A 12,870-nucleotide genomic window follows, 5' to 3' on the forward strand; every position below is an offset into this window, starting at 1 on the left:
GTGATCGCCCTTTCCCTCGCCGAGATCGCCGAAATCGTCGGCGGGCAGTCGCACGACATACCCGATCCGGCAGCAATCGTCAGCGGGCCCGTCGTCATCGACTCCCGAGAGGTGGAACAAGGCAGTCTGTTCGCCGCCTTCGCCGGTGAGCGGGTCGACGGCCACGACTATGCGCAGCGCGCCGTCGAGGCGGGCGCGGCAGCGGTGCTGGCCGCCCGCCCCGTCGACGTTCCGGCGATCGTCGTCGACGACGTCGTGGCCGCACTCGGTGCGCTCGCCCGTGCCGTCGTGGGCCGCCTCGGCACCACCGTCGTCGCGCTCACCGGCTCCGCGGGCAAGACCTCCACCAAGGACCTCATCGCCCAACTCCTCGAACGCAAGGGGCCCACCGTCTACCCAGCGGGCAACCTCAACAACGAGATCGGCCTGCCGCTCACCGCGCTGCGCGCCGCCGAGGACACCCGCCACCTCGTCCTCGAAATGGGTGCACGCTACATCGGCGACATCCGCTACCTCACCGGCCTCGTCCCGCCCCGCGTCGGCCTCGTCCTCAACGTCGGCACCGCCCACATCGGCGAGTTCGGCGGCCGGGAGCAGATCGCACAGGCCAAGGGCGAGATGGTCGAGTCGCTGCCCGAGGACGGCGTCGCCGTACTCAACGCCGACGACCCGCTCGTACGCGCCATGTCCTCCCGCACCAAGGCCCGGGTGCTGCTCTTCGGTGAAGCCGCGGAAGCGGACGTACGGGGCGAGAAGGTCCGTCTCACCGACGACGGACGCCCCGCGTTCCGGCTTCACACACCCACCGGGTGCAGCGACGTGACCATGCGCCTGTACGGTGAGCACCACGTGTCGAACGCGCTCGCCGCGGCCGCCGTCGCCCATGAGTTGGGCCTGTCCGCAGACGAGATCGCCGAAGGGCTCTCCGAGGCGGGCACCCTCTCCCGCTGGCGCATGGAGGTCACCGAGCGTCCGGACGGCGTGACGTTCGTCAATGACGCCTACAACGCGAACCCCGAATCCATGAAAGCCGCGCTGCGCGCGCTGGCCGCCATGGGGAAGGGCCGGCGTACGTGGGCGGTGCTCGGCCAGATGGCCGAGCTCGGCGACGCCTCGCTCGCCGAGCACGACGCGGTCGGACGGCTCGCCGTCCGGCTCAACGTCAGCAAGCTCGTCGCGGTCGGGGGCAGAGAGGCCTCCTGGCTGCAACTGGGCGCATACAACGAGGGTTCGTGGGGTGAGGAGTCGGTGCACGTGTCCGACGCACAGGCCGCGGTCGACCTGCTGCGCAGTGAACTGCGCCCGGGAGACGTCGTGCTGGTGAAGGCGTCCCGGTCGGTCGGCCTGGAGCAGGTCGCCATGGCACTGCTGGGGAACGCGTCCGAGGGCGAGGTCGCCGGCCGATGAGGCAGATCCTGTTCGCGGGGGCCATCGGGCTCTTCCTGACCTTGGTCGGAACTCCGCTGCTGATCAAACTGCTGGCCCGCAAGGGATACGGGCAGTTCATCCGGGACGACGGCCCGCGCACCCACGGGTCCAAGAAGGGCACACCCACCATGGGTGGTATCGCCTTCATCCTGGCGACGATCATCGCGTACCTTCTCGCGAAGGTGATCACCGGCGAGTCGATGACGTTCTCCGGTGTACTGGTGCTCTTCCTGATGGCCGGGATGGGCCTCGTCGGCTTCCTCGACGACTACATCAAGATCGTCAAGCAGCGTTCGCTGGGTCTGCGGGCCAAGGCGAAGATGGCCGGCCAGCTGATCGTGGGTATCGCCTTCGCGGTGCTCTCGCTCCAGTTCGCGGACAAGCAGGGCAACACCCCGGCCTCCACCAAGCTGTCGTTCGTCGCGGACTTCGGCTGGTCGATCGGCCCGGTGCTGTTCGTCGTCTGGGCGCTGTTCATGATCCTGGCCATGTCCAACGGCGTGAACCTGACGGACGGTCTGGACGGTCTGGCCACCGGCGCGTCGGTGATGGTCTTCGGCGCGTACACCTTCATCGGGCTGTGGCAGTTCCAGGAGTCCTGCGTCAACGCGGACACCCTGACCAACCCCAACGCCTGTTTCCAGGTACGTGACCCGCTCGACCTCGCGGTCGTCGCCTCCGCGCTGATGGGCGCCTGCTTCGGCTTCCTGTGGTGGAACACCTCGCCCGCCAAGATCTTCATGGGCGACACCGGTTCGCTGGCGCTCGGCGGCGCCCTCGCCGGTCTGGCGATCTGCTCCCGCACCGAGTTCCTGATGGCCGTCCTCGGCGGTCTCTTCGTGATGATCACCATGTCCGTGGTCATCCAGGTCGGTTCCTTCAAGATGACCGGCAAGCGGGTCTTCCGCATGGCACCGCTCCAGCACCACTTCGAACTCAAGGGGTGGTCCGAAGTCCTTGTGGTGGTCCGCTTCTGGATCATCCAGGGCATGTGCGTGATCGTCGGACTCGGACTCTTCTACGCGGGATGGGCAGCCGACAAGTGAGCAACCAGGACTGGCAGGGCAAGCACGTCACCGTCGCGGGACTCGGGGTCTCGGGAATCCCGGCGGCCAAGGTGCTGCGCGGCCTCGGGGCCGTCGTCACGGTGGTCAACGACGGGGACGACGAGCGTTCCCGTACGCAGGCCGCGGAGCTGGAGGCGCAGGGGATCACCGTGCGCCTCGGCGACGGGGCGACCCTGCCCGAGTCCACCGAGCTCATCGTCACCACCCCGGGCTGGAAGCCCGACAAGCCGCTCTTCACCGCAGCCGCCGAGGCGAACGTCCCCGTCTGGGGCGACGTCGAACTCGCCTGGCGGCTGCGGGGCCCCGGCGCCGCCCCCTGGCTCGCGGTCACCGGCACCAACGGCAAGACCACGACCGTACGGATGCTCGCCTCGATCCTCGAGGCGGCCGGGCTGCGCACCGCGGCCGTCGGCAACATCGGCGTCTCCCTCCTGGACGCCGTCCTCGGCGACGAGGAGTACGACGTACTCGCCGTCGAGCTGTCCAGCTACCAGCTGCACTGGGCGCCCTCGCTGCGCGCCCACTCCGCCGCCGTCCTCAACCTGGCCCCGGACCACCTCGACTGGCACGGCTCCATGGCGGCGTACGTCGCGGACAAGGGCCGGATCTACGAGGGCAACCGGGTCGCCTGCGTCTACAACGCGGCCGACCCGGCGACCGAGGACCTGGTCCGCGAGGCCGATGTCGAGGAGGGCTGCCGGGCCATCGGCTTCACCCTGAACACCCCGGGCCCGTCCCAGCTGGGCGTCGTCGACGGCATTCTCGTCGACCGCGCCTTCGTGGCGAACCGGCAGAAGCAGGCCCAGGAGCTCGCCGAGGTCAAGGACATCGACCCGCCCGCCCCGCACAACATCGCCAACGCCCTCGCGGCGGCGGCCCTGGCCCGCGCCTTCGGCGTCGAGCCCGCGGCCGTACGCGACGGACTGCGGGCCTTCCGCCCCGACCCGCACCGCATCCAGCACGTCGCGGATGTCGCCCAGGTCGCGTACGTCGACGACTCCAAGGCCACCAACACCCACGCCGCCGAGGCCTCCCTGGCGGCCTACGACCCGATCGTCTGGATCGCCGGCGGCCTCGCCAAGGGCGCCGCCTTCGACGAGCTGGTGACCGGGGCCGCGGGACGGCTGCGCGGGGTCGTACTGATCGGCCGGGACCGGGAGCTGATCCGCGAAGCCCTCGCGCGACACGCCCCCGAGGTCCCGGTGGTCGACCTCGGCCGGACCGACACTGGGGCGATGTCCGAGGCGGTCCGCGAGGCGGCACGGCTCGCCCGGCCGGGAGACACCGTACTGATGGCCCCGGCCTGTGCCTCGATGGACATGTTCGTCAATTACAACAAGCGGGGCGAGGCGTTCGCGGACGCGGTCCGCGCGCTCGCCGCCGAGAGCGCCTGACGGGCCCGGCCCCCGCGCCGCCCCGTCACGGCCGCCGGCCCTCGGCGGCGGCCGTGGGCACGAGCAGTGGAGGGGACAGCGACAATGCCGGCCGAAGAGAGCTCCGCCGGGCCCCGTGGGGGCCGCTCACGGGCCACCGAGGCGATCAGCCGGGCACTCACCCCGCCACTGCTCGCGGGAGCGGGAGCGGGCGCCCCGGCGGCGCTCGGCCCCGCCCTGCGGGTCCGGTCGGCCACCGGCTCCCGGCGCCCCCCGGTGCCGCGCTCCAAGGGGCGCTCCACCGGCGGCCCCCGCGTTCCCCGCTCGCCCCGCGGCGGCGTGCGGCGGATCCATGAGCGGGTACGCCGGGCCTGGGACCGCCCTCTGACCGCGTACTACCTGATCCTGGGCGCCGGCCTGCTGATCACCGTGCTCGGCCTGGTGATGGTCTACTCCGCCTCGATGATCAAGGCCCTGGAGCTGGACAAACCGAGCACCTACTTCTTCCGCAAGCAGTTCCTCGCCGCCGTCATCGGCGCCGGACTGATGGCGCTCGCCGCCCGGATGCCCGCCAAGCTGCACCGGGCCCTCGCCTACCCGCTGCTCATGGGGACCGTCTTCCTGATGGTGCTGGTCCAGGTGCCGGGGATAGGGATGTCGGTCAACGGCAACCAGAACTGGCTCTACCTGGGCGGCCCCTTCCAGCTCCAGCCCAGTGAATTCGGCAAGCTCGCCCTGGTGTTGTGGGGCGCGGACCTGCTCGCCCGCAAACAGGACAAGCGGCTGCTGACGCAGTGGAAACACCTGCTCGTCCCGCTCGTCCCGGTGGCCTTCATGCTCCTCGGGCTGATCATGCTCGGCGGCGACATGGGAACTGCGATCATTCTCACCGCGATCCTGTTCGGACTGCTCTGGCTGGCCGGGGCACCCACCAGGCTCTTCGGCGGGGTGCTCGGCTTCGCCGCGCTGATCGCCTTCGTACTGATCAAGACCAGCCCGAACCGGATGTCCAGGCTCGCCTGCATCGGCGCCAGCGAGCCCGGACCGGGGGACTCCTGCTGGCAGGCGGTGCACGGAATCTATGCTCTGGCGTCCGGCGGATGGTTCGGTTCCGGGCTCGGTGCGAGTGTGGAAAAATGGGGCCAACTGCCTGAACCGCACACCGACTTCATTTTCGCCATCACGGGGGAGGAACTGGGGTTGGCGGGGACGCTGTCGGTACTCGCCCTCTTCGCGGCTCTAGGCTATGCGGGTATCCGCGTGGCCGGACGCACGGAGGACCCCTTCGTGAGGTACGCCGCGGGAGGTGTGACCACCTGGATCACGGTGCAGGCCGTGATCAACATCGGTGCGGTGCTCGGCCTGCTGCCGATCGCCGGTGTCCCGCTCCCGCTGTTCTCCTACGGAGGATCGGCCCTGCTGCCGACCATGTTCGCCGTCGGGCTGCTGATCGCGTTCGCGCGAGAGGATCCCGCGGCGAAGGCGGCCCTGGCCGTGCGGAGGCCCGGGGTGAGATGGAAGACGATGAGACGGCGCGTCAAGAAGCGTCCGTCCGGAGAGCGGTGAATTTCGGTGCATGTCGTACTCGCCGGTGGGGGGACCGCCGGCCACATCGAGCCCGCGCTTGCCCTCGCGGACGCCCTGCGCAGGCAGGACCCGACCGTGGGAATCACTGCCCTCGGCACGGAGCGCGGACTCGAGACCAGGCTCGTACCCGAGCGGGGGTACGAACTCGCCCTGATCCCGGCCGTGCCGCTGCCGCGCAAGCCCACCCCGGAACTGATCACCGTCCCGGGACGGCTGCGCGGCACCATCAAGGCCGCCGAGCAGGTCCTGGAGCGCACCAAGGCGGACTGCGTGGTCGGCTTCGGCGGCTACGTCGCCCTGCCCGGCTACCTCGCCGCCAAGCGGGCCGGTGTGCCGATCGTCGTCCACGAGGCCAATGCCCGCCCCGGCCTGGCCAACAAGATCGGTTCGCGGTACGCCCACGGCGTCGCCGTCTCCACCCCCGACAGCAAGCTGCGCGGCGCCCGCTACATCGGCATCCCGCTGCGCCGCACCATCGCCACCCTGGACCGGGCCCGGGTCCGCCCCGAGGCGCGTGCCGCCTTCGGCCTGGACCCCAACCTGCCGACGCTGCTGGTCTCCGGCGGCTCGCAGGGCGCCCGCCACCTCAACGAGGTGATCCAGCGGGTCGCCCCGCTGCTGCAGCGCTCGGGCATCCAGATCCTGCACGTGGTCGGACCGAAGAATGAATTGCCGCGCGTCGACAACATGCCCGGGATGCCGCCCTACATCCCGGTACCGTACGTGGACCGGATGGATCTCGCGTACGCCGCGGCCGACATGATGCTCTGCCGTGCCGGTGCGATGACCGTCGCCGAACTCTCCGCCGTCGGGCTCCCCGCCGCATACGTCCCGTTGCCCATCGGCAACGGCGAACAGCGGCTCAACGCCCAGCCGGTGGTCAACGCCGGCGGCGGTCTGCTGGTGGACGACGCGGCGCTCACCCCCGAGTGGGTGCAGGGCAACGTCCTCCCGGTGCTCGCGGATCCGCACCGGCTGTACGAGATGTCCCGCGCCGCCGCCGAGTTCGGCCGCCGGGACGCCGACGACCTGCTCGTCGGCATGGTGTACGAGGCGATTGCCGCACGCCGAGGCGCGTGAGGCGGACGGGTCCGGGGGCACCGCCCCCGGACCCGGCATAAGGAGCGAGCGTGGCCGGACCGACGACCGCCGAGCGCGGAACAGGGCAGCAGAAGGACTCCCCGGCCCGCCCGCCGCGCCCGGGCCCCGAAGGGCGCCGACTGCCCAGCCGCAGCACGCTGATCGTGATCGGCGTGCTGGTGCTGCTGCTCGCCTCGGGCGTCGCCTGGGCGCTCTACGGCTCCTCCTGGCTCCGGGCCGAACAGGTCAGGACCACCGGTGTCGACGTACTGACACCGGCCGAGGTGGAGGCCGCCGCGGCGGTCCCGATCGGGGCCCCGCTGATCTCCGTCGACACCGATGCCATCGCCGACCGATTGCGCCAGAAGTTGCCTCGTATCGATTCCGTGGATGTCGTACGGTCATGGCCGCACGGAATCGGACTTAAAGTGACGGAACGACAGCCGGTCCTGTTGGTGAAAAAGGGTGCAAAGTTCATTGAAGTGGACGCAAAAGGCGTGCATTTCGCAACGGTGGACAAATCGCCCGGACGCGTACCTCTGCTGGAACTGAAACCCGATCAGTCCGCCAGTCTGCGCCGCTTCGACAGTGACCGGTTGGTGCGGGAAGCGGTCCGGGTCGCGGGCGATCTCCCGGGCGCGGTCGCCAAGGACACCGAGGTCGTACGGGTCACCTCGTACGACTCGATCTCCCTGGAGCTCACCCGGGGGCGCACGGTGATCTGGGGCAGTGGTGAAGGAGGTCCGGTGAAGGCGAAGGTGCTCACCGCTCTCATGAAAGCCGCGCCCAAAGCGGGACACTTCGACGTGAGTGCACCCACCGCCCCTGCCGCATCGGGCAGTTGACGCGTATTTGGCCTGGCCAGCACCCTGGTTGGTCAGCGCTACGGGTGATCACATAGGGTGAAAAGAAAAACGGGAGGTTCGGCGTGTTCGTTGAACGTGCGCCACTTGTCGACTTAGTGTCCTGTTCGGAAGAGTCCATGAAGCAGACACACTGGTAACCCTAAACTTCAACGTTAGGGTTTGGGTCGGCATTTCGGACCGTCCCAATCGGCATCCGTCGTCGCGGCGGGACTACCGCTAAGCGACGACACGTAACTCGAGGCGAGAGGCCTTCGACGTGGCAGCACCGCAGAACTACCTCGCAGTCATCAAGGTCATCGGTGTCGGCGGCGGTGGTGTCAATGCCATCAACCGAATGATCGAGGTCGGTCTCAAGGGCGTCGAGTTCATCGCGATCAACACTGATGCGCAAGCCCTGTTGATGAGCGACGCCGACGTCAAGCTCGACGTCGGCCGCGAACTCACCCGCGGCCTTGGCGCCGGCGCCAACCCGGCAGTCGGTCGCAAGGCGGCAGAGGACCACCGTGAGGAGATCGAGGAGGTCCTCAAGGGGGCCGACATGGTCTTCGTCACCGCCGGAGAGGGCGGCGGCACCGGCACCGGCGGCGCACCCGTCGTCGCCAACATCGCGCGCTCGCTCGGCGCCCTGACGATCGGCGTGGTCACCCGCCCGTTCACCTTCGAGGGCCGGCGACGTGCGAACCAGGCGGAGGACGGCATCGCCGAACTCCGCGAAGAGGTCGACACCCTCATCGTCATTCCCAACGACCGGCTGCTGTCCATCTCGGACCGCCAGGTCAGCGTGCTCGACGCCTTCAAGTCGGCCGACCAGGTCCTGCTCTCGGGTGTCCAGGGCATCACCGACCTCATCACGACCCCGGGTCTGATCAACCTCGACTTCGCCGACGTCAAGTCGGTCATGTCCGAGGCCGGATCGGCACTCATGGGCATCGGTTCGGCCCGCGGCGACGACCGCGCGGTGGCCGCCGCGGAGATGGCGATCTCCTCGCCGCTCCTGGAGGCGTCCATCGACGGCGCCCGCGGTGTCCTGCTCTCCATCTCCGGCGGCAGCGACCTCGGTCTCTTCGAGATCAACGAGGCCGCCCAGCTGGTGAGCGAGGCGGCGCACCCCGAGGCGAACATCATCTTCGGTGCGGTCATCGACGATGCGCTGGGCGACGAGGTACGCGTCACCGTGATCGCCGCAGGCTTCGACGGCGGGCAGCCGCCGGCCCGGCGCGAGAACGTCCTGGGCGCGAACTCCGCCAAGCGCGAGGAGCCCGCCGCGCCGGTCCGGACGCCCGAGCCCGTGCGTCAGAGCGGTGGACTGGGCTCCGTGCCCATCCGCGAGGAGCCGCCGGCCCAGGCGGATTCCGTACCGGTGGCGAGCGAGACCCACCTGCCGCCGGTCGCCGCGCCGCACGTTCCGCCGGCCCGTCCTGCGTACCAGGACTCGCAGGCCGAAGAGCTGGATGTTCCGGACTTCTTGAAGTGATAGCTCAGCACCACGCACGGTCCTCGGCAGGCGGCGCCCACTTCTCCTTCACCGACAGGTGGGGTGGAGTGAGCGCCGCTCCGTACGAGGAGCTCAACCTCGGCGGCGCGGTCGGAGACGACCCCGCCGCCGTTCTGGCCAATCGCGAACGTGCCGCCCGGGCCCTCGGTCTGGACCCCGCGCGGGTCGTCTGGATGAACCAGGTGCACGGACGGGACGTCGCGGTCGTCGAGGGCCCGTGGCCGGACGCTTCGGAGATCCCCGCGGTGGACGCGGTGGTGACCGCGCGGCGCGGTCTCCCGCTCGCCGTGCTCACCGCCGACTGCACCCCCGTACTCCTGGCCGACCCGGTCGCCGGGATCGTGGCCGCGGCGCACGCGGGCCGCCCGGGCCTGGTCGCCGGGGTCGTCCCCGCGGTGGTCGAGGCCATGGCCGGGCTCGGTGCCGACCCCTCCCGGATCGTCGCCCGCACCGGACCGGCGGTCTGCGGACGCTGCTACGAGGTCCCGGCCGACATGCGCGCCGAAGCCGCCCGGAGCGTCCCGGCCGCCTGGTCCGAAACCAGCTGGGGAACTCCGGCCGTGGACGTCACCGCCGGGGTCCATGCCCAGCTCGAAGCGCTCGGGGTCGAGGACCGGCAGGCCTCGCCGGTCTGCACGCTCGAATCGAGTGATCACTTCTCGTACCGCCGCGACCGCACCACCGGGCGGCTCGCCGGATATGTCTGGTTGGACTGATAGGGCATGACGGACCGTAAGGCTCAACTCGCCGAAAATCTGGCACGGGTGGAGGAACGCATTGCTTCCGCCTGTGCCGCCGCCGGTCGCGCGCGGGAGGAGGTGACCCTCATCGTGGTCACCAAGACCTACCCCGCGAGCGATGTGCGGATTCTGCACGAACTGGGTGTACGTCATGTCGCGGAGAATCGTGACCAGGACGCGGCCCCCAAAGCAGCCGAATGTTCGGATCTGTCGCTCACATGGCACTTTGTCGGTCAATTGCAGACGAACAAGGTTCGTTCTGTGGCGGGTTATGCCGATGTCGTGCAGTCGGTGGACCGGGCCAGACTGGTCACGGCACTCTCGGCGGCCGCCGTGCGCGAGGGGCGTGAACTCGGCTGCCTCATCCAGGTCGCACTCGACGCGGAGAGCGGCGAGCGGGGTGACCGGGGCGGCGTCGCGCCGGACGGGATCGAGGAGTTGGCCGCCGCGGTCGAATCCGCGCCCGGGCTGCGGCTCGGCGGTCTGATGACCGTCGCACCGCTCGCCGGACCGTACGCGGGACGGCAACGGGCCGCCTTCGACCGGCTGATGGAATTCTCATCCCGCCTGCGCGGGAACCATCCAGCTGCGAACATGGTCTCTGCAGGGATGAGTGCGGACCTCGAGGATGCGGTCGCGGCCGGAGCGACACATGTGCGCATCGGTACGGCGGTACTCGGAGTCCGACCCGGGCTCGGGTAACGTCGCCAAGCAGGTCGGACCACAGCAGAAAATATGGTCATTCCCGCCTATGGCGGGCGGGCCTCAGTGGATCGCGGGGCACTTGGTGACAGATGCCGATCCACCACAGAGCGGAGGACTCAGAGCATGGCCGGCGCGATGCGCAAGATGGCGGTCTACCTCGGCCTCGTGGAGGACGATGGGTACGACGGTCCGGGGTTCGACCCCGACGACGAATTCGAACCCGAGCCGGAGCCGGAGCGCGACCGGCGGCGGCACCAGCCCGCGCATCAGGTGGAGCGGGACCGGGAACGGGAGCGGGACGAACCGGTACGAGCGGTGCAGCCTCCCGCGCAGCGGGAGCCGGTTCAGATCCCGGTGGAAAGAGAACGACCCGCCCGGATCGCACCCGTGGCATCCATCACACCTGAACGTCCGAACATGGAGAAGAACGCACCGGTGATCATGCCCAAGGTCGTGTCCGAGCGGGAGCCCTACCGCATCACCACGCTGCACCCCAGGACCTACAACGAGGCCCGTACCATCGGGGAACACTTCCGCGAGGGCACTCCGGTGATCATGAATCTCACGGAGATGGACGATACGGACGCAAAGCGACTTGTCGACTTTGCCGCAGGACTCGTCTTCGGTCTCCATGGCAGCATTGAGCGCGTGACGCAGAAGGTGTTCCTGCTGTCGCCTGCTAACGTCGATGTCACGGCGGAGGACAAGGCCCGCATCGCTGAGGGCGGATTCTTCAACCAGAGCTGAGAACACGACACCGGGAACAACCCGGCCGCTGGGCCGGAGCTACGAGAGCCAGGGGAGAGGGAAGCGCGAAATGGGCGTCGCACTGCAGGTTGTCTATATCGCGCTGATGTGTTTCCTCATCGTGCTGATCTTCCGGCTGGTCATGGACTACGTCTTCCAGTTCGCGCGTTCATGGCAGCCCGGCAAGCCGATGGTGGTCATACTTGAGGCCACCTACACTGTCACCGATCCACCGCTCAAGCTTCTGCGGCGGTTCATCCCGCCGCTGCGTCTCGGGGGCGTGGCACTCGACCTGTCCTTCTTCGTTCTGATGATCATCGTCTACATCCTGATCAACATCGTGATCAAGCTGTGAGCGATACGGTCTTGCCGACTGCCGACGACTACGTAGAGGTGAAGAAGAGATGCCGCTGACTCCTGAGGACGTGCGGAACAAGCAGTTCACGACCGTCCGCCTCCGAGAAGGCTATGACGAGGACGAGGTCGATGCCTTCCTCGACGAGGTCGAGTCCGAGCTGACCCGCCTGCTCCGTGAGAACGAGGACCTGCGCGCGAAGCTGGCCGCCGCCACGCGTGCCGCCGCGCAGAACCAGCAGCAGGGCATGCGCAAGCCGGAGCCGCAGGACCGGCCCGGGGCACCTGTGCCCGCCGCCATATCGGGTCCGCCGGTCCAGCAGCAGCCCCCGCAGATGGGTCCGCCCCAGCTGCCCGGTGGTGCTCCGCAGCTGCCAGCCGGTCCCAGTGGTCACGGTCCTGGTCCCCAGGGCCAGCACGGGCCCGGTCCGCAGGGCCCGCACGGCCCCGGTCCGATGCAGGGCGGTCCCATGGGTGGACCGATGGGCGGCCCCATGGGCGGTCACGCCCCGCAGCAGCAGATGCAGCAGATGCAGCAGCCGCAGATGCAGCAGCCCGGTCAGGGCCCCGGCGGCGACAGCGCCGCCCGTGTCCTCTCGCTCGCGCAGCAGACCGCCGACCAGGCGATCGCGGAGGCCCGTTCCGAGGCCAACAAGATCGTCGGCGAGGCGCGCAGCCGTGCCGAGGGTCTGGAGCGGGACGCACGCGCCAAGGCGGACGCCCTGGAGCGGGACGCTCAGGAGAAGCACCGCGTGGCAATGGGCTCGCTGGAGTCGGCCCGCGCGACGCTGGAGCGCAAGGTCGAGGATCTGCGTGGCTTCGAGCGTGAGTACCGGACCCGCCTGAAGTCCTACCTGGAGAGCCAGCTGCGTCAGCTGGAGACCCAGGCGGACGACTCGCTGGCTCCGCCGCGGACTCCCGCGACCGCGTCGCTGCCGCCGTCGCCCTCGCTGGCTCCGGCCGGTGCGGGTGCCATGGGCCACAGCATGGGCGGCAACCACGGCAACCAGCCGATGGGCGGCAACCCGTCCATGGGCGGTGGGCCCTCGTACGGCGGCCAGCAGCAGATGTCGCCGGCGATGACCCAGCCGATGGCGCCGGTGCGGCCGCAGGCGCCGCAGCCGATGCAGCAGGCTCCTTCGCCGATGCGTGGGTTCCTGATCGACGAGGACGACAACTGAGCCGGGTGCGCGCGCTGAGCGCGTAGCCGTCGGCAGGCTGAGGGCCGGGCCCCGGGGTTTTCCCCGGGGCCCGGCCCTTTTGCTGTGCGCGCTGCGGGGCGTTGTGCGGGGGCGGGTGCTTGGGGGTGGGGCCGCTGCGCGGGCTGTCCCGAACCCGGGGCTCTGCCCGGACCCCGCTCCTCAATCGCGCGAGGGGCGACAAGAAGGAGGGCCCGCCCGGACCGCAGTGTCCGGGCGGGCCCTCCTT

At 69.7% G+C, this 12,870-nt stretch carries 12 protein-coding genes; all 12 read left to right on the forward strand.

The window, feature by feature from the left end; genetic code table 11:
- A complete protein-coding gene (locus IE107_RS03255) occupies nucleotides 1-1,407 on the forward strand; it encodes a UDP-N-acetylmuramoyl-tripeptide--D-alanyl-D-alanine ligase (protein ID WP_189540826.1) in 1,407 nt (468 codons plus the stop codon).
- A complete protein-coding gene (gene mraY / locus IE107_RS03260) occupies nucleotides 1,404-2,474 on the forward strand; it encodes a phospho-N-acetylmuramoyl-pentapeptide-transferase (RefSeq protein WP_189540828.1) in 1,071 nt (356 codons plus the stop codon). Before IE107_RS03255 ends, mraY begins: the two co-directional genes overlap by 4 nt.
- Nucleotides 2,456-3,889 (forward strand): UDP-N-acetylmuramoyl-L-alanine--D-glutamate ligase, encoded by a 1,434-nt coding sequence (murD, locus tag IE107_RS03265; protein ID WP_189540830.1) that lies wholly within the window; start codon nucleotides 2,456-2,458, stop codon nucleotides 3,887-3,889. The genes mraY and murD overlap by 19 nt, the downstream gene beginning before the upstream one ends.
- A gap of 84 nt (nucleotides 3,890-3,973) precedes the next feature.
- Entirely contained in the window at nucleotides 3,974-5,434 is a 1,461-nt protein-coding gene (gene ftsW, locus IE107_RS03270) for a putative lipid II flippase FtsW (RefSeq protein WP_189540833.1), read from the forward strand.
- A 6-nt stretch (nucleotides 5,435-5,440) separates the two neighbouring features.
- Nucleotides 5,441-6,535, forward strand: coding sequence for an undecaprenyldiphospho-muramoylpentapeptide beta-N-acetylglucosaminyltransferase (gene murG, locus IE107_RS03275; protein WP_189540835.1), 1,095 nt, complete (start codon nucleotides 5,441-5,443; stop codon nucleotides 6,533-6,535).
- 50 nt (nucleotides 6,536-6,585) lie between these two features.
- Complete coding sequence (locus IE107_RS03280; RefSeq protein WP_189540837.1) at nucleotides 6,586-7,380, forward strand: cell division protein FtsQ/DivIB; 795 nt, start codon at nucleotides 6,586-6,588, stop codon at nucleotides 7,378-7,380.
- Nucleotides 7,381-7,657: 277 nt separating this feature from the next.
- Complete coding sequence (ftsZ, locus tag IE107_RS03285; protein ID WP_189540840.1) at nucleotides 7,658-8,875, forward strand: cell division protein FtsZ; 1,218 nt, start codon at nucleotides 7,658-7,660, stop codon at nucleotides 8,873-8,875.
- A complete protein-coding gene (gene pgeF, locus IE107_RS03290; RefSeq protein ID WP_189540842.1) occupies nucleotides 8,872-9,612 on the forward strand; it encodes a peptidoglycan editing factor PgeF in 741 nt (246 codons plus the stop codon). The genes ftsZ and pgeF overlap by 4 nt, the downstream gene beginning before the upstream one ends.
- A gap of 6 nt (nucleotides 9,613-9,618) precedes the next feature.
- Nucleotides 9,619-10,338, forward strand: a complete 720-nt coding sequence (locus IE107_RS03295; protein WP_189540844.1) for a YggS family pyridoxal phosphate-dependent enzyme — start codon at nucleotides 9,619-9,621, stop codon at nucleotides 10,336-10,338.
- Nucleotides 10,339-10,464: 126 nt separating this feature from the next.
- A complete protein-coding gene (locus IE107_RS03300) occupies nucleotides 10,465-11,088 on the forward strand; it encodes a cell division protein SepF (RefSeq protein ID WP_189540846.1) in 624 nt (207 codons plus the stop codon).
- Between the two features lie 70 nt (nucleotides 11,089-11,158).
- Entirely contained in the window at nucleotides 11,159-11,443 is a 285-nt protein-coding gene (locus IE107_RS03305) for a YggT family protein (RefSeq protein WP_189540848.1), read from the forward strand.
- Nucleotides 11,444-11,492: 49 nt separating this feature from the next.
- Nucleotides 11,493-12,623: a DivIVA domain-containing protein gene (locus tag IE107_RS03310; protein ID WP_189540850.1), complete on the forward strand. Its 1,131-nt coding sequence runs from the start codon at nucleotides 11,493-11,495 to the stop codon at nucleotides 12,621-12,623.
- The last annotated feature ends 247 nt before the right edge of the window (nucleotides 12,624-12,870 follow it).

This window comes from Streptomyces gelaticus (genome assembly GCF_014649535.1).
In the GTDB taxonomy this organism is placed as follows: Bacteria; Actinomycetota; Actinomycetes; order Streptomycetales; family Streptomycetaceae; genus Streptomyces; species Streptomyces gelaticus.